General features: G+C 60.4%; 23 protein-coding genes, 1 other RNA gene and 1 pseudogene. 20 read left to right on the top strand and 5 right to left on the bottom strand.

Going from position 1 to position 26,966, the window contains the following annotated elements; all coding sequences use genetic code 11:
- Positions 1–76: 76 nt before the first annotated feature.
- From DWY05_RS09920 to ndk, 3 genes are all read left to right on the top strand, one after another.
- Entirely contained in the window at positions 77–247 is a 171-nt protein-coding gene (locus DWY05_RS09920; protein WP_158550218.1) for a hypothetical protein, read from the top strand.
- A gap of 118 nt (positions 248–365) precedes the next feature.
- Complete coding sequence (gene argH / locus DWY05_RS02905) at positions 366–1,796, top strand: argininosuccinate lyase (protein ID WP_117820365.1); 1,431 nt, start codon at positions 366–368, stop codon at positions 1,794–1,796.
- A gap of 385 nt (positions 1,797–2,181) precedes the next feature.
- Complete coding sequence (gene ndk, locus DWY05_RS02900; RefSeq protein WP_006234152.1) at positions 2,182–2,586, top strand: nucleoside-diphosphate kinase; 405 nt, start codon at positions 2,182–2,184, stop codon at positions 2,584–2,586.
- A 151-nt stretch (positions 2,587–2,737) separates the two neighbouring features.
- Here ndk and rpiB read toward each other — a convergent pair whose 3' ends face one another.
- Positions 2,738–3,205, bottom strand: a complete 468-nt coding sequence (gene rpiB / locus DWY05_RS02895; protein ID WP_006234151.1) for a ribose 5-phosphate isomerase B — start codon at positions 3,203–3,205, stop codon at positions 2,738–2,740.
- Between the two features lie 272 nt (positions 3,206–3,477).
- Here rpiB and DWY05_RS02890 point away from each other — a divergent pair, with 272 nt between their 5' ends.
- Positions 3,478–4,797 (top strand): serine dehydratase subunit alpha family protein, encoded by a 1,320-nt coding sequence (locus tag DWY05_RS02890; protein ID WP_117820364.1) that lies wholly within the window; start codon positions 3,478–3,480, stop codon positions 4,795–4,797.
- Between the two features lie 189 nt (positions 4,798–4,986).
- Here the strand turns inward: DWY05_RS02890 and DWY05_RS02885 are convergent, their stop codons facing one another.
- Positions 4,987–5,745 carry an HAD family hydrolase gene (locus DWY05_RS02885; RefSeq protein WP_117820363.1) on the bottom strand — a complete coding sequence of 253 codons (759 nt, stop codon included), beginning with the start codon at positions 5,743–5,745 and terminating at the stop codon, positions 4,987–4,989.
- Positions 5,746–6,060: 315 nt separating this feature from the next.
- Here DWY05_RS02885 and rpsA point away from each other — a divergent pair, with 315 nt between their 5' ends.
- From rpsA to DWY05_RS02870, 3 genes are all read left to right on the top strand, one after another.
- On the top strand, positions 6,061–7,227 hold the full coding sequence (rpsA, locus tag DWY05_RS02880) for a 30S ribosomal protein S1 (protein ID WP_022095232.1): 1,167 nt from the start codon (positions 6,061–6,063) through the stop codon (positions 7,225–7,227).
- A gap of 326 nt (positions 7,228–7,553) precedes the next feature.
- An RNA gene (gene rnpB / locus DWY05_RS02875) (RNase P RNA component class A) lies at positions 7,554–7,915 on the top strand.
- Between the two features lie 228 nt (positions 7,916–8,143).
- Positions 8,144–8,782 carry a YigZ family protein gene (locus DWY05_RS02870; protein ID WP_199409533.1) on the top strand — a complete coding sequence of 213 codons (639 nt, stop codon included), beginning with the start codon at positions 8,144–8,146 and terminating at the stop codon, positions 8,780–8,782.
- A 68-nt stretch (positions 8,783–8,850) separates the two neighbouring features.
- Here DWY05_RS02870 and DWY05_RS02865 read toward each other — a convergent pair whose 3' ends face one another.
- The gene (locus tag DWY05_RS02865) at positions 8,851–9,297 is read right to left on the bottom strand and encodes a C-GCAxxG-C-C family protein (RefSeq protein ID WP_117820361.1); all 447 of its coding nucleotides are present in this window, start codon (positions 9,295–9,297) and stop codon (positions 8,851–8,853) included.
- A gap of 233 nt (positions 9,298–9,530) precedes the next feature.
- Here DWY05_RS02865 and DWY05_RS02860 point away from each other — a divergent pair, with 233 nt between their 5' ends.
- The 4 genes and pseudogenes from DWY05_RS02860 to DWY05_RS02845 form a co-directional block, all read left to right on the top strand.
- On the top strand, positions 9,531–10,814 hold the full coding sequence (locus tag DWY05_RS02860) for an O-acetylhomoserine aminocarboxypropyltransferase/cysteine synthase family protein (protein WP_117820360.1): 1,284 nt from the start codon (positions 9,531–9,533) through the stop codon (positions 10,812–10,814).
- A 141-nt stretch (positions 10,815–10,955) separates the two neighbouring features.
- The gene (locus DWY05_RS02855) at positions 10,956–12,260 is read left to right on the top strand and encodes an MFS transporter (RefSeq protein WP_117820359.1); all 1,305 of its coding nucleotides are present in this window, start codon (positions 10,956–10,958) and stop codon (positions 12,258–12,260) included.
- Between the two features lie 157 nt (positions 12,261–12,417).
- On the top strand, positions 12,418–12,996 hold the full coding sequence (locus DWY05_RS02850; RefSeq protein ID WP_117820358.1) for a xanthine phosphoribosyltransferase: 579 nt from the start codon (positions 12,418–12,420) through the stop codon (positions 12,994–12,996).
- A 150-nt stretch (positions 12,997–13,146) separates the two neighbouring features.
- A pseudogene (locus DWY05_RS02845) lies at positions 13,147–13,458 on the top strand (peptide chain release factor-like protein); the annotation flags it as partial.
- A gap of 33 nt (positions 13,459–13,491) precedes the next feature.
- Here the strand turns inward: DWY05_RS02845 and DWY05_RS02840 are convergent.
- The gene (locus DWY05_RS02840) at positions 13,492–14,454 is read right to left on the bottom strand and encodes a diacylglycerol kinase family protein (RefSeq protein ID WP_117820357.1); all 963 of its coding nucleotides are present in this window, start codon (positions 14,452–14,454) and stop codon (positions 13,492–13,494) included.
- An 87-nt stretch (positions 14,455–14,541) separates the two neighbouring features.
- Entirely contained in the window at positions 14,542–15,963 is a 1,422-nt protein-coding gene (locus DWY05_RS02835; protein ID WP_199409531.1) for a chloride channel protein, read from the bottom strand.
- Positions 15,964–16,173: 210 nt separating this feature from the next.
- Between DWY05_RS02835 and glp the strand changes: the two genes are divergently transcribed.
- From glp to DWY05_RS02790, 9 genes are all read left to right on the top strand, one after another.
- Positions 16,174–17,436 (top strand): gephyrin-like molybdotransferase Glp, encoded by a 1,263-nt coding sequence (gene glp / locus DWY05_RS02830; protein WP_117820356.1) that lies wholly within the window; start codon positions 16,174–16,176, stop codon positions 17,434–17,436.
- 10 nt (positions 17,437–17,446) lie between these two features.
- Positions 17,447–17,926, top strand: coding sequence for a molybdenum cofactor biosynthesis protein B (locus DWY05_RS02825; RefSeq protein ID WP_199409530.1), 480 nt, complete (start codon positions 17,447–17,449; stop codon positions 17,924–17,926).
- 202 nt (positions 17,927–18,128) lie between these two features.
- Positions 18,129–19,001: a molybdate ABC transporter substrate-binding protein gene (gene modA, locus DWY05_RS02820; protein WP_117820354.1), complete on the top strand. Its 873-nt coding sequence runs from the start codon at positions 18,129–18,131 to the stop codon at positions 18,999–19,001.
- Between the two features lie 68 nt (positions 19,002–19,069).
- Positions 19,070–20,512 carry a molybdate ABC transporter permease subunit gene (gene modB, locus DWY05_RS02815; protein WP_233503961.1) on the top strand — a complete coding sequence of 481 codons (1,443 nt, stop codon included), beginning with the start codon at positions 19,070–19,072 and terminating at the stop codon, positions 20,510–20,512.
- A 3-nt stretch (positions 20,513–20,515) separates the two neighbouring features.
- Positions 20,516–21,586, top strand: coding sequence for a sulfate/molybdate ABC transporter ATP-binding protein (locus DWY05_RS02810; RefSeq protein WP_117820352.1), 1,071 nt, complete (start codon positions 20,516–20,518; stop codon positions 21,584–21,586).
- 429 nt (positions 21,587–22,015) lie between these two features.
- A complete protein-coding gene (locus DWY05_RS02805) occupies positions 22,016–23,299 on the top strand; it encodes a double-cubane-cluster-containing anaerobic reductase (RefSeq protein ID WP_117820351.1) in 1,284 nt (427 codons plus the stop codon).
- Positions 23,300–23,483: 184 nt separating this feature from the next.
- Positions 23,484–25,094 carry an ABC transporter substrate-binding protein gene (locus DWY05_RS02800; protein ID WP_117820350.1) on the top strand — a complete coding sequence of 537 codons (1,611 nt, stop codon included), beginning with the start codon at positions 23,484–23,486 and terminating at the stop codon, positions 25,092–25,094.
- A gap of 88 nt (positions 25,095–25,182) precedes the next feature.
- Positions 25,183–26,136, top strand: coding sequence for an ABC transporter permease (locus tag DWY05_RS02795; RefSeq protein WP_117820349.1), 954 nt, complete (start codon positions 25,183–25,185; stop codon positions 26,134–26,136).
- The gene (locus DWY05_RS02790) at positions 26,133–26,963 is read left to right on the top strand and encodes an ABC transporter permease (RefSeq protein ID WP_199409529.1); all 831 of its coding nucleotides are present in this window, start codon (positions 26,133–26,135) and stop codon (positions 26,961–26,963) included. The genes DWY05_RS02795 and DWY05_RS02790 overlap by 4 nt, the downstream gene beginning before the upstream one ends.
- Positions 26,964–26,966 lie beyond the last annotated feature (3 nt).

Here is a 26,966-nt window from a genome sequence, read left to right as displayed (position 1 = left end):
CCCGCCGGGGTTGTCCGGCGGGGCTCCTTCTATCAATTTGGCGGTTCTGCGCCTATATATATGAGGAGTATCCATTATGTTCAATGCTATCGCGCATGCTTTACTTGCCCTCGCACCCGAGTTCGATGCTGCAAGGGTCGAGGACGTCCCTATGAGCCTGAAGGCCTGGATCGATGGTTCGCAGGGCAACATCCGGAGGGAGACGTTGGGCGCCAAGTGCATGGCGCGTCACTTCTTTGCAAATTAGCTACATGGCTCCGCACACGGTGGGGAATGTGTAAAACTAGCGGTTGAAAAATCGCTTTAGCGATATGGCGCATTGCTTTGGGCGCTTGTTTTGGTATTTGGAGAAAGGGGACGGTTCCATGGCTCTTTGGGGCGGTCGTTTTGAGGCGGGCGTGGCCGAGGTCACGCAGGAGTTTGGCGCGTCGCTGCCGGTCGACAAACATCTCTATAAGCAGGATATCGCCGGCTCTAAGGCGCATGCCAAAATGCTGGCGGCCCAGGGCATCATCAGTGCCGAGGACGAGCAAGCGATTGCCAAGGGCCTGACTGGAATCGAACAGGATATCGATGCCGGCAACTTCACCTTCGACATCAACGACGAAGACATTCATATGTCCATCGAGAGCGAGCTGACGCGTCGCATCGGCGAGGCCGGTAAGCGCTTGCATACCGGACGTTCGCGCAACGACCAGGTGGCGACCGACACACGCCTGGGCGTCAAGGCGCTGGCCAAGGAGCTCATGGAGGCCAATCTTGAGCTGCGCCATGTGCTGGTGGATGCGGCTAAGAAGTACGACAAGGTGATTCTGCCGGGCTACACGCACATGCAGCATGCTCAGCCCGTACTGCTGTCGCATCATCTGCTGGCGTATTCCTGGATGTTCGCGCGCGACTTTACGCGCCTGAAGGCCGCCTTTGATGCCGCCGACAACTGCCCGCTGGGTGCTGCCGCGCTTGCCGGCACGAGCTATCCGCTCGATCGCCAGATGACGGCTGCCGAACTTGGCTTTGCGGGTGTGATCCCTAATTCGCTCGACGCTGTTTCCGATCGCGATTTCCTGCTCGATCTGCATTACGCCGGCTCCGTTATGGCTATGCACCTGTCGCGTCTTTCCGAGGAGATCGTGCTGTGGTCGAGCTCCGAATTTGGCTTTATCACGCTTTCCGACTCGTACTCCACCGGCTCGTCCATCATGCCGCAGAAGAAGAATCCCGACTTTGCCGAGCTTATCCGCGGCAAGAGCGGCCGAGTCTATGGCAACCTGGTGCAGCTGCTCGTGACCATGAAGGGCTTGCCGCTCGCTTATAACAAGGACTTGCAGGAGGACAAGGAAGGCGCGCTCGATACCGCCCATACGCTCATGCAGTGCCTGTCCGTTATGGCCGGTATGATTTCGACCTGGACCGTCAACGAGGATACCATGGCGCGCGAGTGCGGCGTGGGGCACCTTGCCGCCACCGATGTTGCCGATTACCTGGCCAAGCGTGGTCTGCCGTTCCGCGAGGCACATGCCGTGGTGGGCCATCTGGTCCTGATGTGTGAGAAGCGTAGCTGCAATCTTGAGGACCTGCCGTTTGAGGTGTTCCAGGAGGCAAGCCCGCTCTTTGAACGCGATATTACCGAGGCGCTCGACATCCCCTCAATTGTCGCCGCGCGTACGACCGAGGGCGGTACCGCCCCTGCCGCCGTTGCCGTGCAGCTTGAGCGCGCCGAGGCACAGCTCGTGACCGACGAGGGCGTGTTTGGATCGCTGACCAAGGTCGTCGAGATGGGCCACGGGGTAAAGTAAGGGTTTGGCCGAAGCCGTTTTTGCCATGTATTGAGGAATCGTTTTTTGCTTTACGGGCGTCTGCTGATGTGGGCGTCCGTATTTTGTTGCTATGGGGGAGGGGCTTGTCGAGAAGTTCTGTAGGACCTTTGGGCAGGTTGTGAAGGGGGTACGTTCGCGGGCGGCAACCGACCGTCTGCTCTGCTCGATGCGGTTGATGGGCAGTCGGATGGTACTCTAATCGAGCTTCGAAACAGAAGTGACACATATGGAGCGCTTTAATAAATTGTAGCGTTTCAATAAACAGCTTTTTGTTTAACTGCAGCTAAAACTCTGTTACGATGCAGTCCAGGCGGGTGCCGGAATGGGACTTGGGCACGCGCGAACCTACTTGAAAGGCTACCTTATGGCTATCGAGAAGACCTTCATCATGATTAAGCCCGACGCCGTGCGCGATCGCAAAATCGGCGAGATCGTTGCTCGCATCGAGCGCAGCGGCCTTGTCATCGAGCGCATGGAGATGACCACGCTCGAGCGCGCTACCGTCGAGGAGCACTACGCCCATCTGGCCGACAAGCCCTTCTTTGGCGGTCTCTGTGACTTTATGACGAGCGGTCCGGTCGTCAAGATGGTCGTTTCCGGTCTCTCCGCTGTTGCTAAGATGCGCACCCTCATGGGCGCTACTAATCCGCTTGACGCTGCTCCTGGTACCATCCGCGGCGACTTTGCCGTCGATGTCAACGCCAACGTGATCCACGGCTCCGACTGCCTGGAGAACGCCGAGATCGAGATCAAGCGCTTCTTTGGCTAAACCAGCTTTGACTCCTTAAAGCTGTTAGCGTGTGGCTTGGGCGCCGCGGAACTCCATCCGCGGCGCCCTTTTATTCCATAATCTATGAAGGGGCCCGCTCGGACATGAGTTCCGAGCGGGCCCCTGCTGTTAGCTTGTGACACTGACTGGTTTAGGCCTCGTCGACGACCTTGAGGCCGCGCGTGTGGTCGATCTCGTTGAGGAGGTTAACGCGACGCTCGTGACGACCGCCCTCAAACTCGGCGTCGAGCCACTCGTCGACAATCATCTTGGCGAGCTCGGAGCCCACGACGCGGGCGCCAAAGGCGAGCACGTTGGTATTGTTATGCATGCGGGAGAGCTTGGCACTGAAGGGCTCGGAGCACACGACGGCGCGCACGCCCTCTACCTTGTTAGCAGCCAGGCTGATACCGACGCCGGTGCCGCAGATCAGGATGCCCAGGTCGACGTCGCCGTTGGCAACGGCCTTACCCACCTTGTAGCCGGCGATGGGGTAGTCAAAGCTCTCGGAGGTGTCGGTGCCAAAGTTCACGACCTCGCAGCCGCGCTCCTTCAGGTGCTCGGAGATGATGTTCTTGAGCTCGACGGCGGCGTGGTCGTTACCGATACCGATCTTCATGGATGGTTCCTCTCTGGTCTGTGCGGCGCAAATGCTAAAGGTGTTTACCGCGTTCGACTGCATGATAGCGCGACTTTTGCGTAAACGCTCGAGCGTTTTTTGGTCAAACGCTTTAGCAGGCAACAAGACTGGCTTCTCGTGAATGAATGTCGTCAGTTTGCGTTTGAGCGCCGTCCGCCGGAACCATGGTTGCGGTTTTTGATGCATTGTTATCAAATAAAGGAGCTAACATTTTTTGAGAGCCTAGCCCGTTATGCAAGCAGGAGATACCTATGCCTACCGATTCCATCCGTGATGCCGCGTTTTGCGATGTTTTGAACCGCGAACTTGTCTGTGCACTCGGCTGCACCGAGCCCATTGCCGTTGCCTATGCGGCGGCGCTGGCGAGTCAGACGCTCGGTTGCGAACCCGATCATATGGATGTTGCATGCTCGGGCAACATTATCAAGAACGTTAAGAGCGTGACCGTGCCCAACTCGGGCGGTATGCACGGTATTGAAGCCGCGGCCGTGCTGGGTGCCGTGGGCGGCGACGCTAAGAGCGCGCTCGAGGTGCTCGAGAGCGTTGACGATGAAGACCGCGCTCGCGTGGCCGAGCTCCTTGCCGACGCCGGCTACTGCGATGTGTCGCTTGTCGAGGGCGTGCCCAACCTCTACATTAAGGTGACTGCGACGGCCGGGGGCCATACCGCGGTCGTCGAGATTACCGACCACCACACCAATGTCACGTGCCATACCCTCGACGGTATTCCGGTATGCGGCAAGTCGGCGGGGGAGTGTGCCGCCTGCGCCGAGCGCGTGGTGGCCGAGCGCGCGGCAGATAGCGCTGACACGCCCATGTCGATTGAGTCCATCATCGACTTTATCGAGGACGGCGATATCGATGGTGCCCGCGCTGTCGTTGGGCGTCAGATTGAGCTGAATGGCGCGATCAGTGCTGAGGGCCTTGCGCACGCTTGGGGCGCCGAGGTGGGTCGTACGCTGCTGGGTGCTCGTGCCGATGACGTCGCCTGCCGTGCCCGTGCCCGTGCGGCCGCCGGATCCGACGCTCGCATGAACGGCTGCGCGCTGCCGGTCGCCATTGTGTGCGGCTCGGGCAATCAGGGCATTACCTGCGCATTGCCCGTCATGGAGTATGCCGAGTACCTGCGTTGCGACCACGAGCGCCTGGTGCGCGCCGTGATGCTGTCCGATCTTATCGCCGTGCATATCAAGAGCTATATTGGTGCGCTCTCGGCGTTTTGCGGTGCTATTTGCGCTGCGTGCGGCGCCGGCGCTGCGATTACCTGGCTGTGCGGTGGCACGCGCGAACAGATTGGCGCGACGGTCTCGAATACGCTTGGCAACGTGGGCGGCATCGTGTGCGACGGCGCCAAGGCGAGTTGTGCCGCCAAGATCTCGGCTGCCGTTGATGCGGCGATTCTGGGCCATGATATGGCTATGCAGGGTCGCGGCTTCCGCGCCGGCGAGGGCCTGATCCAGGATACCGTTGAGCAGACAATCGCCAGCATGGGCTACGTGGGCCGTGTGGGTATGAAAGATACTGACGTCGAGATCCTCAACATCATGATCGGCAAGACTCGAGTCTGCTAGTTGCGCGGTTTTACCAAACCGCGTAACCAGTCGACGCTGCAAACGCCCCTAAGCGGCAATCTGCCTTTCAATCGTCGGGCATGGCCAGAAGGCCTATGCCCTCCTCTTTCAAGGCACATTGCTCGCTTAGGGGCGTTTTCGCTGACTTATGCTCAACCTGCGGCGTTATTTTGTTTGAGGCGAGGGGTCCTATGACAGTTCGTCGGCTACTTGGTGTTCGTAGAAGGCTTCTACTACGGCGTTAAAGTCGCGGGCGAAGTCTTCCATGGTTCCGCGCCAGGTGGCTCGGCCGGGTTTTCCCTGGCCAACATAGGCGGTTTGAATGCCGCAGGCGGGACTGGGGAAGTCACGCTTGGGGTCGTTGCCCACCATAAGGACCTCGTGTGGCTCGAGTTCCATCACCTGAAGCTGCTCTAGATAGTAGGTGGCATCGGGCTTGCAGCGGGTGGTGTTTCCCATGTGCGTGACGAGCTCAAAGGGGGCGTCGGCCAGCCCGCCCCAACCCATGCGGCACTCGATGGCTCCCTGGGGAAAGCTGGGGTTGGTAAAGAGCGCGCAGCGTAGTCCTGCGTCCTGTACGGCCTGAAGCGCGGCGTGTGCGCCCGGCATGGCGTGGGCGTTGATGACATCGTCGTTCTTGTACGGAAGAACTTCGCGGTCGTAGTAGGTAAACGCCTCGTAGATGAGGGGATCGGAGAGGCAGATCCCGCATCGGCGCTCGACCTCTTCTTGGTAAAACTCAAGATTGGTGCGGTTGTCCGTGCCGCTGCGGCGATTGGCGTTGAGGTCGACCAGGATGGTGCCGAGGCGTGCCATCGTGCCACCGCGGCTGCGGCGCCCGATATCCGCGAGCATCGAAGAGACATCCTTAAAATAGCGAAGGATGAACGCGTTGAGGTTGATGCTGAGAAGCGTCTCGTCCATATCGAAAACGACTGCTTTGAGCACGCGGGCACCTTTCTCGAAAAATCGATCTAGAATCGTTGGCTCCGGATACTTTACCCCAAAGCCGAATGCCTGGCTGGTTATCGTCAAGTTGCGGAGACGTGTGTTCATAAGATTACGAAAAAGTCTCCACACGAGTAAAAAATCGCAGTTCACGCTTGAAATCGAACTCATTTCCCCGTAACCTATACGAACGTGATTGCATAAGCGTCACATTAGTATCTGTCGGCTCCCGAGTGTTCCTAAACGTTGTGTGCTTGTCGCACCCTTCTGTAGGTCCTAGCAATCGGGGCCCCGTAGTTCGAAAGGGGTCCACCTTTGAGTGAGATTCAGAACTCGTCCATTTTCTCTCTTGACGATGTCAATGAGGAGGAGATGAACAACCTCATCGACGGTACGATTACCGACTTTGATGAGGGCGATCTCGTTAACGGCACTGTCGTTAAGATCGAGCATGACGAGGTGCTCGTTGACATCGGATTCAAGTCCGAGGGCGTTATCCCGGTCCGCGAGCTGTCCATCCGCAAGGACGCTAACCCTGCAGACATCGTTGCACTCGGTGATCCCATCGAGGCTCTGGTTCTCCAGAAGGAGGACAAGGACGGTCGTCTGGTCCTGTCCAAGAAGCGTGCCGAGTACGAGCGTGCTTGGAACCGCATCGAGGAGAAGTTCAACTCCGGCGAGAACGTCGAGGGCGAGGTTATCGAGGTTGTCAAGGGCGGCCTGATCCTCGACATCGGCCTGCGTGGCTTCCTGCCCGCTTCCCTCGTCGACCTCCGTCGCGTCAAGGACCTCACCTCCTACATGGGCACCCGCATCGAGGCTCGCGTCATCGAGATGGACCGCAACCGCAACAACGTCGTCCTCTCCCGTCGCGTCGTGCTCGAGGAGTCCCGTAAGGCCGAGCGCTCCGAGATCCTGTCCAAGCTCAAGTCTGGCATGCGTCTCCAGGGCACCGTTTCCTCCATCGTCGACTTCGGCGCCTTCGTCGACCTCGGCGGTATCGACGGCCTCATCCACATCTCCGAGCTCTCCTGGAACCACGTCAACCATCCTTCCGAGGTTGTCAAGGTCGGCCAGGAGGTCGAGGTCGAGGTTCTCGACGTCGATCTCAATCGCGAGCGCATCTCCCTGGGTCTCAAGCAGACCACCGAGGACCCGTGGCGCGCACTGGTCAAGAAGTACCCCGTCGGCGCTATCGTCGAGGGCACTGTGACCAAGCTTGTCCCGTTCGGCGCTTTCGTCGACCTGGGCGAGGGCATCGAGGGCCTGGTGCACATTTCCGAGATGGCCAACAAGCACGTTGATCAGCCTTCTCAGGTCACCCACGTGGGCGACAAGGTTCAGGTCAAGGTCATGGAGATCGACCTCGACCGTCGTCGTATCTCCCTGTCCATGAAGTCCGCTGCTGAGACTCTGGGCGTCGAGATCGAGGTTACCCCGCTGCCTTCCGAGAAGAAGGACGAGGAGACCGACGCCGAGTAAATCGGTTTGACGATCACTTGTTTAAGGGATCCGTCCGTAATGGACGGGTCCCTTTTTGCATTTGGCGGTGATATGCACGATACTGCCGGGGCGTTCTGTTTGGAATTGGATTGTCGGTGCATGAAAAAATGCCGACATCCCGCCTCGGGGAGGAGGCGGGAACGCACCGAGTAGACGGAGGGGTGCGGAGCGCGGTCGCGTCTCGACTGACGACGTTGCCCATCGACAACCCTATTGTACTGCATGGCGTGGTTCTTGGTTTATCGTGTCGAACGCTTGCGTTGTGCCATTGCGTGTGCTGGCGGTGTGCTACACTCTTTCACTGCTGAGTGGGCCAGACGGTCGCGCGATGTGCTGCTTGCAGCACGCGTGAGGAAAGTCCGGGCTCCAGAGGGCGGGATGCCGGCTAACGGCCGGGCGGAGTGATCCGACGGAAAGCGCCGCAGAAAAGAAGACTCCCACCTGCGCCGCAAGGCGTAAAGGGAAAAGCTGAAACGGTGGTGTAAGAGACCACCAGCGTCGTGGCAACACGGCGGCTTGGCAAGCCCCATCCGGAGCAAGCGCGAATAGGAACGCTATGGGCCGGCCCGGTCCGCGTTCGGGTAGCGTGCGTGGAGCTGCACGGTAACGTGCAGACAAGATAAATGACCGTTCACGACAGAACCCGGCTTACAAGCCCACTCAGCACTTTGTTGACGCTGCGAACCCGTCAGCGCGGCAATCTGCCTTTCAAGCCTTCGGGCATGACCATAAGGTCAATGCCCTCGTCTTTCAAGGCACCTTGCTCGCGCTGACGGGTTCTCGCCTTCGACGGCGTCAGCATCATTGGCGTTTCCGTTCTTGTTGGCGAGGGCAATGGTACTGCCTTTGCCGTATTATTGAGGCTGTTTGTTGCTTTGCTTGTTGTTGAGGGGCTTTGTTGGACAGCTATTTTACTCTGCAATCGAATATTGAGGCTTCGGGCGAGTTTGTGGACCGCAAGAGCCGGTTTATTGCCCAGCTGGTCCATATTGAGTCCGAGGACGAGGCAAGCGCCTTTATTGAGATAGTTCGCAAGCGTCATTACGACGCTCGACACAATGTTCCCGCGTGGATTTTGGTCGATGGACGCGAGCGCCAGAGCGATGACGGTGAGCCGAGCCGCACGAGCGGTATGCCGACGCTCGAGGTGTTGCGCGGCGCGGGGCTCAAAAATGTTTGTTGCGTAGTGACGCGCTATTTTGGTGGCACGCTGTTGGGGCCTGGTGGTTTGGTGCGCGCCTATACCGCGGCGACGCAGGCGGCGGTGGCCGCGGCTCAGGAGGCCGGGCAGATCGTCGAGATGACGAGTGTCGTGCCGGTTGACGTGCATGTTGCCTATCCGCAGTATGAGCAGGTGCTTCGTTTGGCGCAGGATTCGGGCGCCAAGGTTTCGGATACCGATTACGCGGATGCCGTGACGATTCATTTAGTGTTTAAAGCGGGGGAGCAGGAGCCGTTTTGCGCTAAGATGCGCGAGCTTATGGCGGGGCGCGAGGAGATTGAGGTCGGCGCTCCCGAGTTTGCCGAGTTCTAACGGCGACGGCCGGCGTGCTTTTGGATGGATTCCAAGCGCGCCGGCCGTCGTTTTTCTGTTGCTGCCGTTTACTCGGCGAGCTGCTTTAGCACATCGCAGGCAATCTCGACAGCATCGTCGATGCAACCGGGGCAGCTGCGGAGCGGACCCTTATCCGATCCGATGCCCTTGAGCGTGCCGCAGACGGTCGTCGTGTTCTTCTCGCCAAAACGCTTGGCAATCTCGCGCGACAGCTTGTAGGTCTGGCCCTTAGTCTTGGGGTTTTCCATGCCGTCGCTCATTACAAAGCCCATGATGGCCACGGCGCCCGAGATGGCGCCGCAGGTTTCGGTCATGCCGCCCATGCCGGCGCCAAAGCCCTCGGTGAGGGCAAAGGCGACCTGGGGGTCGAGCCCGACGGCGGGCGCGAGCGTGCAGGCGACGGCCTGCGCGCAGTTAAAGCCGCGGGCGTGGTACTCGGCAGCCTGAGCCTGGCAGGCGGTGATGTCGAGCTGGGCCGTATCGATTTGCTTCATCGTTGTCTCCTTGGTCACGGTGTACCCGCCTATGGTACCCTTGCCGGCGCATTCGCTTATCGAGACCGCAGTGCATATCTCATTGTTTTTCGCTATCGAACACTTTCATAAGATTTGGGACAAATTAACCTGATTAATTTGTTCCATAACCTATCGGCGGGATGGGTTGAGAGGGGTGTGCGGTAGCGGTATCGTGAACCAAATAAAACGTAACCCAGGCAAGGGAGCTAGATATGAGCGAGCAGACCATCGGTACTACATGTGTTCAGGGCGGCTATCACCCGGGAGATGCCGAGCCGCGCCAGGTGCCCATCTACCAGTCCACCACGTGGAAGTACGACACGTCGGAGCATATGGGCAAGCTGTTTGACCTGGAGGAGTCGGGCTACTTCTACAGCCGCCTGCAGAACCCCACGTGCGATCTGGTTGCCGCCAAGATCTGCGAGATGGAGGGAGGCACCGCTGCGATGCTTACGAGCTCGGGCATGGCTGCGAACTTCCTCGCGATCTTTAACGTTGCCGGTGCCGGCGATCACGTGGTCGCGAGCTCTGCCATCTACGGCGGTACCTATAACCTGCTCGCCCATACCATGGAGCGCATGGGTCTGACCTGCACGTTCGTTGCCCCCGATTGCACCGACGAGGAGCTCGAGGCGGCCTTTGAGCCCAATACCAAGCTCGTCTTTGGCGAGACGATCGCCAACCCCGCCCTTGCCGTGCTCGATATTGAGCGCTTTGCCAAGGCCGCGCATGACCACGGCGTGCCGCTGATGGTCGACAACACCTTCCCGACGCCCGTGATGTGCCGTCCCTTTGAGTGGGGCGCCGACATCGTTACGCACTCCACCACCAAGTACATGGATGGACATGCCGCCTACCTGGGCGGCGTGATCGTCGACCACGGTCAGTTTGACTGGATGGCTCATGCGGACAAGTTCCCGGGTCTCACCACGCCCGACGAGAGCTACCACGGTGTGACCTATGCCGAGAAGTTCGGCCGTGAGGGCGCCTTCATTACCAAGGCCACCGCGCAGCTCATGCGCGACCTCGGCCCCATGCAGAACCCGCAGGCGGCGTTCTTCTTGAACAGCTCGCTCGAGAGCCTGCATGTACGCATGCCGCGTCATTGCGAGAACGGCCTGGCCGTTGCTAAGTTCCTGCAGAGCCATCCCAAGGTGCGCTTTGTGAGCTATCCGGGCCTGGAGGGCGACAAGTACTATGACCTGGCTCAGAAGTACATGCCCAACGGTACGTGCGGTGTCGTGAGCTTTGGCTTTAACGGTGGTCGCGCGGCGGCCGAGACTTTTATGAAGAGCCTCAAGCTCGCCCAGATCGCCACGCATGTGGCCGACGCCCGCACTTGCTGTCTGCATCCCGCTAATGCCACGCATCGCCAGATGAACGATGAAGAGCTCATCGCCTGCGGCATCTCCGCCGACATGGTGCGCCTGTCGTGCGGCCTCGAGGACACGGCCGATCTGATTGCCGACCTTGAGCAGGCGCTTGAGCAGTGCTAGGCTAGCTTCCCGTATGAAGTGACGGTGCCCCTTGGGGTTCCGGTGACATATAGTTCCGATTCCGTAGGCGGGACCCCAATCGCGGCTGTTCGCAGGCGATTGGGGCCCCGTTTTTGCGTTGTGCCACTCGAAAGGATGGATATGGAGAAAACTGCAGAGCAGCTGCGCCGCGAGCGTATTGCCCTAGAGGGCGACACCCATGGCAAGAACAAGTGGGCGATTCTGTTTACCGTGCTCATCATGACGTTTATGGTATGTCTGGATTCGACCGTCGTGACCGTGGCGCTGCCCGTGATGCAGAAGGAGCTGGGCGTGGGCCTCGATCGCATTCAGCTGGTAAGCTCGGTGTATCTGCTTGCGACTTGCGTGGCTATGTTGCCGTTTGGCCGTCTGGGCGACGTGCGCGGCAAGGTGAATGTGTTCCAGCTGGGCGTCATCGTCTTTTCGGTCGGTTCGCTGCTGTGCGGCCTTTCGGCCTCGCTCGAGGTTCTTATCCTGGCACGCATTGTTCAGGGCGTCGGTTGCGCGGCGGCCATGGCTAACAACATGGGTATCATCACCGAGTCGTTTCCGGCGCGCGAGCGCGGTCGTGCCATGGGTATTCTCGCGACCTTTGTGGCCCTCGGCATGATGTGTGGCCCCGTGCTCGGCGGCATGCTGGTGGCAAGCTTTCCTTGGGAGAGTATCTTCCTCATCAACCTGCCCATTGGCGTCATCTCGTTTATCGTGGGGCTCTACACGCTGCCGCATGTTAAGCCGGAGGCCGGCGAGCGCCCCATGTCCCTGATCGAGGCCGCTCGTCGCTGCTTTGCAAATTCGGCCTTCACCATCAACCTTGCCTGCATGCTCATCGTGTTTGTTGGCATTGGCGCATCCGAGTTTATCCTGCCGTTCTATTTTCAGGACGCCCACGGCTTTGGTTCCGACATTTCCGGACTGCTCTTTTTGGCGCTGCCAATGGTGAATGCCTTTATCGGCCCGCTTTCGGGAACGGTTTCGGACCGTGTTGGCTGCGAGGGTCCCACGGCGGTCGGCCTGGGCGTGTACGTGTGCGGTCTCTTTGCAGTAAGCACGCTCGACGAGCACTCTTCTATCCCTGTGATCGTGTGCTGCGTCGCATTTATGTCGTGCGGTACGTCGATTTTCCAGAGCCCCAACAACTCGCTGTACATGGGCTCGGCTCCGCGCGAGGCACTTGGCTTTGCAGGTAGCTTGGGCAGCTTGGCGCGCTATGCGGGCATGGCGCTGGGTATTACGGCAGGTTCGCATATCCTTTATGGGCAGATGAGCGTGGCGATGGGCGAGGCCGTGACCAGTTTTGTTGCAGGCCGTCCGGATGTATTCCTATTCGGCTTTCGCTCGGTGTTCTACGTGTTGATGGCTGTGGCCGCTGCGGGCTTTGCGCTCGCCATGGTGCGTTTGGTGAGGATGCGCGCCCGCCATTAGCGTGTTGGGAGGCTGTCTGCCACGATTCGCGCCGTCCCAAAAAGACTGGTTTGTGGTGCGATGCGGCTTGTGGGGCGGGCGGGGGTCGGTCCGTGGTAGACTATCGAACAACGTTTATTTATCGCGCGGTATCGTTGCCGCGAGAAGGGGTTGCGCCATGCAGGAGCTTGAGGATCGTATTCGCCATGACGGCATCGTAAAGGCCGGTAACGTCCTTAAGGTTGATGCCTTCCTCAACCACCAGTGCGACGTTGAGCTGTTCGACCACATGGGCGCCGAGTGGGTCCGTCTGTTCGAGGGTGTCGAGATCAACAAGATCCTGACGATCGAGGCTTCGGGCATTGGCATGGCTTGCATTGCAGCCCAGCATTTTGGCGGCGTGCCGGTGGTCTTTGCCAAGAAGGCCCAGTCCATCAACCTCGACGGCGAGCAGTATGCCACGACCATTTACTCCTTTACCAAGCAGAAGGAGTACCCGGTCATCGTTGGCAAGCGCTTCCTGTCCGAGGGCGACAAGGTCCTGATCATCGACGACTTCTTGGCCAACGGCTGCGCGCTCGAGGGCCTTATCAAGATTTGCGAGGCTGCAGGTGCCGAGGTATCCGGCATTGGCATTGCGGTGGAGAAGGGCTTCCAAGGCGGTGGCGATAAGCTCCGCGAGCGCGGCTTCCGCGTTGAGAGCCTGGCCCGTATCGCCGATATGGACTGCGAGACCGGCGAGATTACCTTCGCCTAAGCGCGTAACACAAGCGATTGGTATGCGATGTGACAAAGGGACTTTCCCTTTGTCACATTTTTTATGAGGGGAGGTGTTGATATGGATGAGAACAAGATGGGATGGCGCGATTATGCGCGCTATGCCGAGATGTCGGTCGAGGAGTTGGCGCGCGATTGCGAGGTTCAGGTGTTTCGTGCGACGGGCCCGGGCGGACAAGGCGTCAACACGACGGACTCGGCGGTGCGCATGAAGCATGGGCCCACGGGGATTGTCGTGACGGCGCGCGAGAGCCGTAGTCAGTTTCAGAATCGTGCGAGCTGTCTGCGCAAGCTGCGCGCTGAGCTTGAGCGTCGCGGGCGTCCACCGCGCCGACGCGTAAAGACCAAGGTGCCCCAGCGCTCTCGCCAGCGCAGGCTCAACGACAAGCACTTCAACGCCATTAAAAAGGCCAACCGTCGCAAACCGGGCGGGGAGGAATGATCTTCTCAATAAGTTGCGGTGAAATAGGGATGGCTAGTGGGTGGGGTGCCAGACGAGGAGGGCGCCGGCGAGGATGTCCACCTCGATGCGCGAGGCGACGATGGGCTCGCCGTCGGCCTGAATGGGGTAGTCTGGCTCCTCAAAAGTGAGCTCGGCATGGCGGCAGCGGCGCATGCGAACCGGTGGCAGCTTGGTATGGTGACCATCTTTGGCCGAAAGAAACATAGGCAGGGCAACCGCGCGAGGGACAGGGCCGCAGGCGTAGCAGACGTCGAGCATGCCGTCGCAGGGGTCGGCACCGGGGCAGATACGATAGCCCGAGCCATACGTGGGACCCAGCTGAATCGCCATGATGATCGCCCTCATGCGCTCGGCGGGCGCGCCGTCAAAGCTGGCTGTCATGGGGTAGTTGCGATAGCGCAGGCCAAACTGCTCAAGCCCCGAAAGGGTGTAGAGCGGAGCACCCGTCAAGCCGGTCTTTTTGCGCAGCTCGGTGGTGCCAAGGCCGATGGCGGCATCGATGCCGACGGAGAGTGTCTGGTCGTAGTACTCGACGGTAGCCTCGCCGCTGCCTCTTGCGGGGTTCCATGAGCGAATCCGCCCGATGTCCTGACGCTGCAGCTCACAGGTGAGCAGCGCGCCAAAATCCTTGCCGGAGAAATCTTCGATGCCGAGCGTTTGGGCAAAATCATTGCCGGAGCCTACGGGCAGGACGGCAAGCGCCGGTCGAACTGCCTCTTCTAGCGCCATCAAGCCGTTGACGACTTCGTGAATCACGCCGTCGCCGCCAAGGGCGATAACGGTGCGGTAGCCCGTTGCCTGGGCGGCGAGCTCCTTGGCGTGTCCCATGCGCTCGGTTAGCACAAGGTCAAACTGGGATGCGCGCGCGGTCATATCCAAAAAGCGCTGCAGGCGTTCGGCAACCTCACGCGCAGCGCCCGACTGGGCGGCAGGATTGGCGACGATGAGGGTGCGACCAAAATCAGTTGCGTGCATGGGGCGACTCCCGGCGTGTGGCATGACGGTGCGGTCGCGCTCAGGTCGAATTGCCCCCGATTGTGGCTGCACGGCGAATACTTACGTCTACTCTATCAGGTCGTTCTGGCGCTCGATAGCATCCGCTACCGTACCGCCCTCATCCACAATAAGCGAACGGCGCTTGGGTGAGATGATGCGCTGGGCGGGGTACACGCCGCGGTGTCCGCCGGCGAGATAGCTGATAAAGGCCACGATGACAAAGAACCCGGCGGCCGTGCCGTGGAACAGGTCGATGGCCATCATGCAGGTGGTGATGGGCACGTTGAGGCCGGCGCAGAACACGCCGAGCATGCCGAGAGCCGCCAGAAAACTGGGGTCGAGCCCGGTAAGGCAACCGATCCAGCCACCGAGTGCCGCACCGATGCCAAACAGGGGCGTGACCTCGCCGCCTTGGAAGCCTGCGCCCAGGGTAAGCGCTGTGACGACCAGCTTGATGGCTGCGTCCGCCAAGGTGGTGTTGCCTGCAAATCCGGCGCCCGAAAGCCACGTGGAAAGGCCGGCATAGTCCCAGGCATCGAGGAGGGCATAGGCGGCCAAAACCACGAGTGCGCCTATGAGTGCGCGAACGAGGTAATTGGTGATAAAGCGACCGTACAGGCTCTTGACGGTTCGAACCGACCAGGCAAAGAGGCGTGCCGTCAGACCGAAGATGATGGCGCTGATAACAACGATGACAACCGTTCGTGGTGTCATGTTGGGAACGCTGGCGATGACATTCGCTTCGTACTCGGTACCCAGGGCGAGTGATGTAAAGTAGCCGGTAAACGAGGCGACCAGGCAGTAGATGCCCGCGGTGTAGTCGATCTTGCCGATAAAGCACATCTCCATGCCAAAGAAAGCTCCGGCGAGGGGCGAGCCGAATACGGCGCCAAAAGCGGATGAGATGCCGGCGAGCATGAGGTCGTGGTGATCATGCTTTTTGAGGTGGGCGAGGCTCGAGATGTTGCTGGCGATGGTGCCGCCAATCTGCACTGCGGCTCCCTCGCGACCGGCCGATCCGCCCGTTAGGTGCGTGAGCGTGGAGCAGATGAAGGTGAGGACGGCCATGCGCATATGGATGAGGCGTGTGCCCAAGGCGGAGTCGATGACCAGGTTGTTACCGCGTTTGGCGGCAAGACCGTGGTTTTTGTACACCCATGCGGTGGCAACGCCCACAACGGGAAGCAGCGCGTAAATCCACGCATGGTGCTCGCGATAGTCGGTCGCGATATTCAACGAGGCCAAAAACGCCCAAGCGGCAACGCCCATGGCGAGCGAGACGATGACGACGAGTACGAGCAACTTAGCGCTCGCGAGTAGGTTGCGGGCGTTGCGACGCGTGTCGGCAGCCAAGAGATGTTCGGAGCGGGTGAGCTGATGCCTGCCTGCCATGATGGCGTCGTTCAGGGAGAAAAAGCCGCCGTCATCGAGCGGCTGGGAATGATCCTGCGCCTCGTTTGCGCTTTCGGGTTTGTCGTTATGAGCCATACGTTCCTCTTTTAGGTTGCAACGCAAGCATTATAGAACGCGGCAAACGCGACGAACCGGTGGGTTGGTTTCCATTCTGTTTCGCGGCTTGCGGCCGACAGGTGTATTTGCGGGTACAGGCCAAGTCGCGGTCGCGCGTCGGGGGATTATACTGAGACAAGCATAAAGAATCGGCGTCCCTGTTGTGCGCCGTGGCATTAAGAGGTGCATATGGCAGAGAAACTCATTCCGCTGGAGGACGCGCAGTCGATTGTTCTGTCGCACGTTGCTCCGACCGATCTCGTCGAGATTCCCGTGTGGCAGGCCGCCGGTCTTCCCTTGGCCGAGGACGCGGTGGCCGATATCGACATCTCGCCGTTTGCCAACAGCGCTATGGATGGATATGCCGTGCGCTCTGCGGACTTGGCGCAGACATCTGGCGAGGCGCCGGTGACGCTCGACGTTATCGGACACGAGGCCGCGGGCCATGTGTTTGAGGGTACAATCGGCGCGGGCGAGACAGTCCGCATCATGACGGGCGCGCCGGTGCCCGAGGGTGCGGATGCCGTGGTGAAATACGAGATCGTTGAGGTGCTTGTCGGTGACGGCAACGAGGGCTCGCACGTGAGCTTCTCGGCGCCGGCCAAGGTGGGGGAGAACGTTCGCTCTGCCGCCGAGGAGGCCCATGCCGGCGACGTCGTGATGCGCGCCGGGGAGGTTGTGGCTCCGGCGGGCGCGGGTCTGCTGGCAAGCGCCGGATACGCGAGCGTGAAGGTGCACGCTGCCCCGCGCGTGGGCATCATCTCGCTAGGCACGGAACTGGTCGCACCGAGTAACGTGCCGGCGCGCGGGCAGATTCGCGACTCCAACTCCTCGGCGTTAAGGGCCGAGGCACTCGATGCCGGCGCCGAGCCCGTGTTCTACGGCATTGCGCCCGATGATGAGCAGGCAATCGCCGAGCTGGTGCATCGTGCCGTGCAGGAGTGCGATTTTGTCATTACGAGCGGCGGCGCCTCGGCGGGCGACTACGACTACGTGACGGCGCTCGTCCGGCGTGAGGGCGAGGTGCTGTTTGACCGCATCTCGATGCGTCCGGGCAAGGCCATCACGTTTGGCTTGCTCGGGGGTAAGCCCTACCTGGGGCTTTCAGGCAATCCGGCCGCGGCGTATGTGGGCTTTGAGATGCTCGCCCGTCCGGCGATCCGCAAGATGCGCGGCTTTGCCGAGGGTGCGCGTCCCGTGCAGCAGGCGACGCTCACGCACGGCGTGAAAAAGCGACAGCCCCGCCGCTTCTTCGATCGCGCCACGGTTTTGCGCGACTCCGAGACCGGTGAGCTGTTGGTGACCGAGGCCAAGTCGCAGAATTCGGCGCTGCTCGGCACGATGCAGCGGGCCAACTGCCTGCTGCGTATTGACGAAGGACCGTGCGACCTTGCGGCGGGCGACGCCGTGGATGTCGTGCGTGTCGACCTGCCTGAGGGCACGGTGCTATAGGAGGAATACTGTGGACTTGAAGATTTCGATCGTGACGTGCTCGGATACGCGCGATCTTGCCCAGGACGAGGCGGGTGCTGCGCTCGAGGACCTTATCGAGACGCAGGGCTGGACGGTCGCCTCACATGTGGTCGTGCGCGACGACGCCAGCGAGATCGGTGATGCCATTGTGGAAGCCGCCGATGAGTGCCACGCCAATGTCGTGCTCACCTGCGGCGGCACGGGGCTTTCGATGCGCGATGTAACGCCCGAGGCGACGCGTGCCGTCTGCGACCGCGATGTGCCGGGTATTGCAGAGGCAATCCGTGCGTACTCCATGACCAAGACGCGCCGCGCTATGCTCTCGCGCGCCGTGTGCATGCAGCGTGGGTATACGCTTGTCATCAACTTTCCGGGATCCACGAAAGCGGCCCGCGAAAGCTGGGAGGCCGTGAGGGATCAACTGGAACATGCGGCCCAAATGACGGCGGGCGGCGGGCACGCCAAATAATCGCACTACCTGCGGCGGAGCGACCTCATCGGTCGCTCCGCTATTGTTTTCCGCCGAATCGACGCCGAGGTGCATGGTAACTTGAAACTATATTCTCTGGTGAGAATAAATTCTCACTATCATTATTCGCGCGGAAGTATAATCTAATTACAGTATAAAGCTCGCGGCGGGCGCCCGGGCGTAGCCTTCGAAAGGGTTGAACATGTTCGATATGGTTTCTCGCCGCGGGTTCGTCTCGCTTTCTGCTGTCGCCGCTGCCGGCCTTGGTCTTGCCGGCTGCTCCGGCAACAAGGGGCCTGAGCCGGCTGGCTCCGATACCGGTTCTGCTAAGGCATCTTCCAAGAAAGCTGCCGAGCTGCAGGTCTTTGCCGCCAACTCGCTCGAGAAGGCCCTGCCCGAGGTTCAGGAGCTCTACACCGAGCAGACCGGCACCACGTTTGCCGACACGCAGTTTAAGGCGTCTGGCGACCTTGTCGAGCAGATGCGCGCCGGTGCCGTCGCCGACGTGCTCATCACGGCTTCCAAGGGCACCATGGACGACGCCGAGGCCGCCGAGCTCGTCGACGCCGACACGCGTGAGGACATGTTCGTCAACGACCTGGTGATCATTCGCGCCGAGGGCTCCGACACCAAGGTCGAGGCCATCGCCGACGTCGCGAACCTGGACGGCAAGATCGCTATTGGCGACGCCAAGACCGTCCCCGCCGGCAAGTACGCCGACCAGGCCCTGGCCTCCGTGGGCCTCTACACCGGCACCGAGGGCGACGACGGCGAGTATGCTCCCGAGATCGCCGATAAGGTTGCACTGGCCGATAAGGTGGGCACCGCCGCCGCCTATGTGTCCACAGGTGACTGCGTGGCCGGTTTTGTCTACAGCTCCGATATCTTCCGCTACGACGGCATCGAGGAGGCCTTTGTGTGTCCCGAGGACTCGCATAAGCCCATCGTGTACCCGGGTGCCGTTGCCGAGAGCTCCGAACACGCCGACGATGCCAAGGCGTTTATCGACTTTTGCCTGTCCAACAAGAAGGCCCAGAAGATTTGGGCTAAGTACGGCTTTGAGCTTTCCGAGTAGTGCGGCTTGGCGCGATAATTCCATCGTTTTGTGTTTCACTCCGTCCTTGTATTCGCTTGGAGCTTTTCGTGCTTAATAGATTCCGCATGCTTGTCGCCTGTGCTTTGACCTTCGCGCTTTGCTGTGTGCCGGGATTTGCGTTTGCTGGGGACGCCGAGGACGGGGCCCAGGTCGCTGCGACCGCTCATGGGCTTTCCTATGGCATCGAGGGTTTTGAGCGGTTGGCCAAGGGGACCGCTCGTGCCATGGAAGGCCAGCCTGAGGGCTACCGGTTTCCCGTTGACGAGGACGTGGACCTTGTAGTGGCGCCTGCTGCCGATCGCGTTGTGGCGTGGATATCGCCCAAGGCGGTCGAGAAGTTTGGATTGGATCCGCAGGACAACGAGTGCGTATCGGGTCTCAAGGCCCTCGTCTGTAAGCTCGACAGCGCAAACTGCATGGGGGGTGCACAGCTGGGGGACGTGGATCTTCCTTGGTATGTCACGGCGGAAACAACGTTTGATGCCGGCGGGTATACCTATAGCTTTGACGAGCACGGTGCGGATGGGGACCGCTATGTGGTGATTGCATCAGCCTCGGGTGATGCCAAGGGCGGCGCGCGCTGGCTTGATAGCGCTCAAATGGTAGAAGCATCGTCTGTCGTGTTGCGGGATGAGCAGGGGCCCTTGACCTCTCTGGCCTCCTTTTTGGGCGACATCGACTATCGCCCGTTTTGGGTGTCCATAAAAACGAGCGGCCTTGCCCTGCTGATCTCCTTCGCGCTGGGCCTGTTCGCCGCGTGGAAGACTATGGGTACCTCGAGTCGCATCAAGGGCCTGCTCGATTCGGTCTTTACGATTCCTATGGTGCTGCCGCCCACGGTCTGCGGCTTTCTGCTCCTCATGCTGTTTGGCCGCTCGACCGGGGTGGGCCAGTGGCTCATCGCGCACGGCATCTCGATTGTCTTTACCTGGCCCGCGGCGGTCATTTCGGCCGTCGTTGTGTCGTTTCCGCTGGTCTACCGCACGGCGCTCGGAGCCTTCGAGAGCCTCGACACGCAGATGCTCGATGCGGCGCGCACGCTGGGCTGGTCCGAGCGCCGCATCTTTGCCAAGCTCATGATGCCGCTCGGCTGGCCCTCGATTGCTGCCGGCACGGTGCTCGCCTTCGCTCGCGCGATGGGCGAGTTTGGCTGCACGCTGTTCTTTGCGGGCAACTATGCCGGCATTACGCAGACCATTCCCATTGCGATTTACTTTGAGTGGATGGGCGGCAATACGTCGGTGGCCCTCTTTTGGGTCGTGGTCGTAATCGCGTTCAGCTTCCTGGTCATTCTGTTCATCAATATGTACACGGCGCATTCGCAAAAGTACCGCGAGCGCGGCCTGTCCCGCGCGGAGCGCAAGCAGGCCAAGCAGCTGGGCGGCCAGACCGATTCGCTCGACCCAGTCGGCGGCGATGCGCTGCGTATCGATCGCGAGGCGCTGGCCGAGCTCATGCGCGATGATACGGTCGCAAAGGGAGGTCGATAAGCCATGTCGCTTGTTCTGGATATCAAAAAGCGCTATCCGGGGTTCACCCTCGACATCCAACTCGAAGCCGGCGAGGAGTGTGTGGCGCTGCTGGGCGCCTCGGGTTGCGGCAAGAGCTGTACGCTGCGTTGCATTGCCGGCGTGGAGACGCCCGACGAGGGCGAGATCGTCGTCAACGGCGTGACCTTCTTTGACTCGGCGGCGGGTATCAACCTGTCGCCCCAGGAGCGCAAGTGTGCCCTGCTGTTCCAAAACTATCAGCTGTTTCCCAACATGACGGTGGCTGATAACGTGTGCGCCGGTGTAAAGGACGCGGGCGACGCCGCCGCGCGCAAAAAGCTCGCCGAGCGCTATCTGGGCATTTTCGGTCTGGCCGATTTCGCCGACCGCTATCCCGCGCGCCTCTCGGGCGGCCAGCAGCAGCGCGTGGCGCTCGCGCGCATGGTGGCGGCGCACCCAGGCATCTTTATGTTTGACGAGCCCATGAGCGCGCTCGATGCCTATCTTAAGAGCGCACTCGAGCAGAACATGCTCGACCTGTTTGACGTGTGCAACCGCACCGTGCTCTACGTGAGCCACGACATCGACGAAGCGTGCCGCCTGTGCCAGCGCATCTGCGTTATGCATAACGGGCATGTGGAGGAGATCGGCTCCGTCGGGGACGTGGTCCGCCGTCCGCAGACGCTGGCGGCGCTGCGCCTGACGGGCTGCAAGAACACAAGCCGCGCACGAAAGATCGGGCCCGAGGAAGTCGAGGCGCTCGATTGGGGCATGACCTTTAACGTGGGTCGCGAGGTTCCCGATAATGTGGCATACCTGGGCATTCGCGCAAGCTACTTCCATGTGGACAACCGTGCTGAGCGGGGTCGTAACAGCTACGACCTGCATGTGGCCCGTGTGAGCGATTCGCGCTTTGAGCGGCTGGTGCTGCTGGACGTGCCGCGCGGCGATGCGCCCATGCGTCTGCAGTGGAAGGTCAACAAGGTGGGTGTGCCTGTCGACGAGCTGCCGCAAGCAGGCGAGACGCTGCGCATGCACTTCGATGCGAGTAGGATCCATTTGGTTTGTCGATAGCGCCGGGTAATGCCGTCGGGGATATAAGCCTCGGCGGCTTTGTCTTGCCGTTCGCCGAATGAGGAATGGCAAACTCTTATCATTCAAGATAATTATTTATTAAACGACGACACACGGCGCTGTCGTACGAATGTCAACGGTGTTCGCATGGTCGACGACCGTTGATATAGTTGACCTCAACTTGTAAAGGAGGGTGCGCATATGCCGCAGACGACATACATTCGCCGCGTTGCCGCGCGTGCCCTATATATGGCTCGGAGCCGCATATGAGCAGGTATGTTCACGGCTCCGGGAGAGACGACGCACAACTAAATAATCGACCGCAAAGCAGGTTCCCCAAAATTCCGGGTTTAGGCGCGGCTGGGTTTTCGCCACCCACCGTGCAGCAATACCGTAGCTATTCATTTTTGGTTCGAGAGGGGAACCGTCATGGCTGAAGAATTCGATTTCCATCCGATGTGGGAGAGCCTCGGCATGAATCTTGCCGACCACGATATGCTTCTGGGCGCCGTGGGCCAGATGTACGGGGACATGTTCTTGTCGCAGAACAATCGTCCCAAGTCCACGTCCTACCTGGACTTTGTGGCCACCAACATCCACAGCGGCCGCATTAAGGAGATGCTCGACAAGAAGGAGGCCGGCGAGGCCACCAAGATCGTCGGTTCGTTCTGCGTGTACGTGCCCGAGGAGATCGTACTTGCCTGTGACGGCATTCCCGTGGGCCTGTGCTCGGGTGCCGATTGGGCAACCGATAAGGTTGAGGAGCACCTGCCGCGCAACACCTGTCCACTTATCAAGAGCTTTGCCGGCTTTAAGCTGGGCGAGGTCTGCCCCTACATTGAGTCGAGTGACTTGGTGGTAGGCGAGAACACCTGCGATGGCAAGAAGAAGGCCTACGAGTTCTTTGCCACGCAAAAGAACATGTACGTCATGGATATTCCCAACGTGCACGACGAGTCGACGCTCGTGACCTGGAAGGCCGAGGTCAAGAAGCTCGCCGCCAAGATCGAGGAAGAGTGTGGCGTCAAGATTACGCCCGAGCGTCTGAAGGCCGCCATCCACGCCGTCAATGAGAAGCGTCGTGCCCTGCAGCGCCTCGCTGCCACGCGCGCTGCCGACCCGGCGCCCATCAGCGGTCTCGACAGCCTGCTGACCGTTCAGGCCGCCTTTATGGACGACACGCCGCGTCTGACCGGAGCCATCAACGATATGGCGGCTGAGTGCGAGCAGCGTGTCGAGGCCGGCGAGGGCGTGGCGCCCAAGGGGACCAAGCGTATCCTGTACACCGGCACGCCCATGGCCGTGCCCAACTGGAAGCTGTTCAACCTCATCGAGAAGGCCGGCGGCGTTGTGGTGGGCGAGGAGTCCTGCACGGGCTCGCGCTACTACAAGGATCTGGTTGACGAGTCCGGTGAGACGGTTGACGAGATGCTCGATGCCATCGCCGAACGCTACTTTAAGATCAACTGCGCCGTCTTTACGCCCAACGACCAGCGTATGAAGGATATTGTCCAGATGGCCAAGGACCTGCATGCCGACGGCATCGTCGACGTGGCCCTGCAGTTCTGCACGCTTTACGAGATGGAGTCGTTTGTCGTGGAGAAGGCCGCCGAGGAAGCCGGCATTCCGTTTATGCACATCACGACCGACTACGCCGGCGAGGACGCCGGTCAGCTCCAGACCCGCATCGAGGCCTTCCTCGAGACGATTTAGCCGCACCTGCGTTAAGCCGTGCCGCCCGGTGTTCCTATCCACGCGATAGGGATTTCTTTGCTGCCATGCCGGTCGGTGTCCGGATGCACCGCAGGGCGCCGATCAGCTTCGCATAACTGCCGGGGCGGGGATTTTCGCCGTCCCGGCAGATTCTGTCCGTTTGTTCAGACACGAAAGGAACTCAATGAATAACGACCTTTTCAAGGCGGGCGTTTCCCGTCGCGGTTTTCTGACCGGCTCCGCTGCCCTGTGCGTCATGGCGGGCCTCGGCCTCACCGGCTGCGGCGGTTCGGGCGCCGAGAGCGGTAGCGCCGCTGCCTCCGGCCAGGATGTGGAGTATCGCGACGAGCTGCAGATCGCGCTCCCGGCGAGCCCGGACGGTCTCGATCCGCACACCACGTCGTCGCTTGTGACCGTGGATATTGCCTGCAATATCATGGAACCGCTTTTTGGCCTCGACTCCAAGTACGAGCCCCAGCCCGTTCTCGCCAAGAGCTACAAGGTCTCCGACGACGGACTGGTCTATACCATCGAGCTGCGCGAAGGCATCGTGTTCCACAACGGCAAGGAGCTTGGCCCCGACGACGTCGTCGCCTCGATGAACCGCTGGCTTAAAGTCAACGACCGTGCGGCAAGTCTGCTTCCCGATGCCCAGTTCGCTGCGTCGGGCGACCACGAGGTGACTTGCACGCTTACCGCGCCCGCCACGGATTTCCTCACGATTCTGGGTAACCACTCCCAATATCCCGCGATCGTTCCCTCCGAGGTTATCGACGCCGCGGGCGACACGGGCATCGCCGACTATATCGGTACCGGTGCCTATAAGCTTGTGGAGTGGAAGCAGGATCAGTACATTCATCTGACCCGTAACGACGATTATCAGACTGCTGAGGGCAAGGCGTCGGGCTACACCGGCAAGGTCTCCGCACCTACGAAGGATATTATCTATCAGTTTGTCACGGAGAGCTCCACGCGCGTGAGCGGTTTCGAGACCGGCGAATACGATATCGCCGGCGAGATTCCCACCGAGAATTTCCATGACTTTGATGGCAACGATGACGTGAAGCTGTACACGCATACCGCGGGTGTCCTCACCGCGTTCTTTAACATGAACGAAGGCATTTTTGCCGACGAGGCTATCCGCAAGTGCGCTTTTATGGCGATCGACTGCAAGGCTGCCGCTCTGGCTGCCTATGGCGAGGAAGAGCTCTTTACGATCGATCCCAACCTGGGCAACCCCGAAAACGACCAGTGGGCGACCGATGCCGGCAAAAAATACTTTAACCAGGCCGACCCCAAGGCGGCCAAGAAGGCACTCGCCAAGACCTCCTATGCCGGCGAGACGGTGAGGCTGCTCACCACGCCCGACTACAAGGATATGTACAACGCGACTGTCGCGCTGCAGGAACAGCTCGAGAAGGCCGGCTTTACCGCCGAAGTCGAGAGCTATGAGTTCGCGACCTTTATGGATATCCGCTCCAGCAAGGCCGATCAGTGGGACCTGTTTGTGGCATCTACGAACTACAAGCCGATTCCGGCGCAGTCGCTTTCGGTCTCCAAGGGCTTCTATGGTCTTTCGGACGAGAAGGCGCTTGCGCTGGTCGCTGAGACTCGCACGGCCGAGGACCAGAAGGCCGCAACCAAAAAGTGGGCCGAGTGCCAGGAGCGTCTGTACGAGATCGCGGTTGTCGAGCCGCTGTGCCATTACGTTGCCATAACCGGCACGCAGGCCGATGTCGAGGGCTTTGAGCTGCTCGATGGTGCCATCATCTGGAACGCCAAGCGCCCGGAGTAATGCAATAGATGGCGTGGCGGCTGGAGGGGTCTGGTCCCCTGTGGCCGCCACGCCCTGTCCACGTTCAGAGGGGAAATAGACGCCTCGCATGTTGAAGTACACGCTCAAACGTATAGGCGCGATGGTTCCGGTGATGCTCATCATCTCGGTTGTCGTGTTTTTGATTATCTATCTCACACCGGGTGACCCGGCCTCTTCGATGCTCGGCATGGAGGCTTCGGCCGACCAGATCGAGCGCGTCAACGATAGCCTGGGACTCAACGAGCCGCTGCCGCAGCGCTACGTTGAGTGGATGGGCGGCGTGCTTACCGGCGACCTGGGCGATTCGTATTTTATGCGCCAGCCCGTCACGCAGGCGATAGCCGAGCACTTTGGTCCCACGCTATCGCTTGCGCTTCTGGCACAGCTCATCGCGCTGTTGATTGCACTGCCCTGCGGCGTCGTCGCTGCCCTCAAACATGGGTCGCGCACCGACGCGGTCTTGCGTGTCGTTGCTCTTTTGGGCGTGGCGATACCCGGCTTTTTGATGGCGCTCATGCTTATGTGGCTGTTTGCCGTCACGTTGCGTGTGTTCCCGGTGGCCGGCTATGCGCCGCTATCGAAGGGCTGGTTCAGCCATTTACGCTATCTTGCGTTGCCGGCCATATCGCTTGGATGCGTTCAGGCCGCGCTGCTCATGCGCATGACGCGTGCGAGCGTGATCGAGGCCATGCAGCTCGACTGCGTCAAGACGGCGCGTGCCAAGGGCGTCTCCGAGGTTCGCGTGGTGCTGGCCCATGCCCTGCGCAACGCCGCGCTGCCGATTCTCACCTCGGTCGGCTATTCTTTTGGCGCCCTGATTACGGGCGCCGTGGTGACTGAGGCCATTTTTAACATCCCCGGTTTGGGCCAGCTGGTCACGAGCTCTATCGAGCGTCGCGACTATCCGGTGATTCAGGGCGTGCTTCTGGTCGTCGCCTTGTTGAATTCGGTGATCAATCTGGCCGTCGACCTTGCCTACGGCGCTTTTGACCCGCGCGCTCGCAAATGGGGCGATTCATGATGGCAAACTTTAAGAAGGCTCTTGCCAACAAGGGGTTTGTGGTCGGTGGCTGCATTTTCCTGGCGATTGCGCTGATCGCGCTCGTCGGTCCGCTGGTGTGGACGGTTAATCCCAATGCGCAGGAGATGACGTTGCGACTTTCGGCACCTTCGCCCGCGCATCCCTTTGGCTGCGATGACTTTGGCCGCGACCTGCTTGCCCGCGTCATCGTGGGCGCGCGCGTGTCACTTGGCGTTGGCATTGCCGTCACGCTCGCGACGAGTGCGCTCGGCTTGGTGATTGGCGCCTATGCGTGCTACAACGAGAGGCTCGATCATATTCTCATGCGCATCTGCGACGGCCTTATGTCCATTCCGGGCGTGCTTTTGGCTATCGCACTCATGGCTATGATGGGCGCCTCGGTCTGGAACGTCATCATCGCGCTCTCCATCGTCTATACGCCCAGCATGGCGCGCATCGTGCGCTCGCGTGCGATGGTGGTCAAGGAGGAGCCCTTTGTGGAGGCCCTGCGCGTGCAGGGCGCCTCGACCGCGCGCATCGTGTGGCTGCATATCGTGCCCAACGTTATGGCGCCCTTCCTGGTGCAGGCGACCTTCGTCTTTGCCGAGGCCGTGCTCTCGGAGGCCGCCCTCTCGTTTCTGGGCCTGGGTATCAAGGCGCCCGACGCCAGCTGGGGAAACATCCTGCAGGCGGGCAAGAACGTGATGCGCAAAGCCTGGTGGATGATTTTCTTCCCGGCAGCGGCCATCATCGCAAGCGTGCTTTCGCTCAATCTGGCCGGCGACGGCCTGCGCGACGCCCTCGACCCCAAGACCAAGGAGGACTAGCCC

It is taken from the genome of Collinsella sp. AF23-4AC (assembly GCF_003462685.1).
In the GTDB taxonomy this organism is placed as follows: Bacteria; Actinomycetota; Coriobacteriia; order Coriobacteriales; family Coriobacteriaceae; genus Collinsella.
Note: the sequence above shows the minus strand (reverse complement) of the source record. Positions and strands in the feature narration are given on the sequence as shown.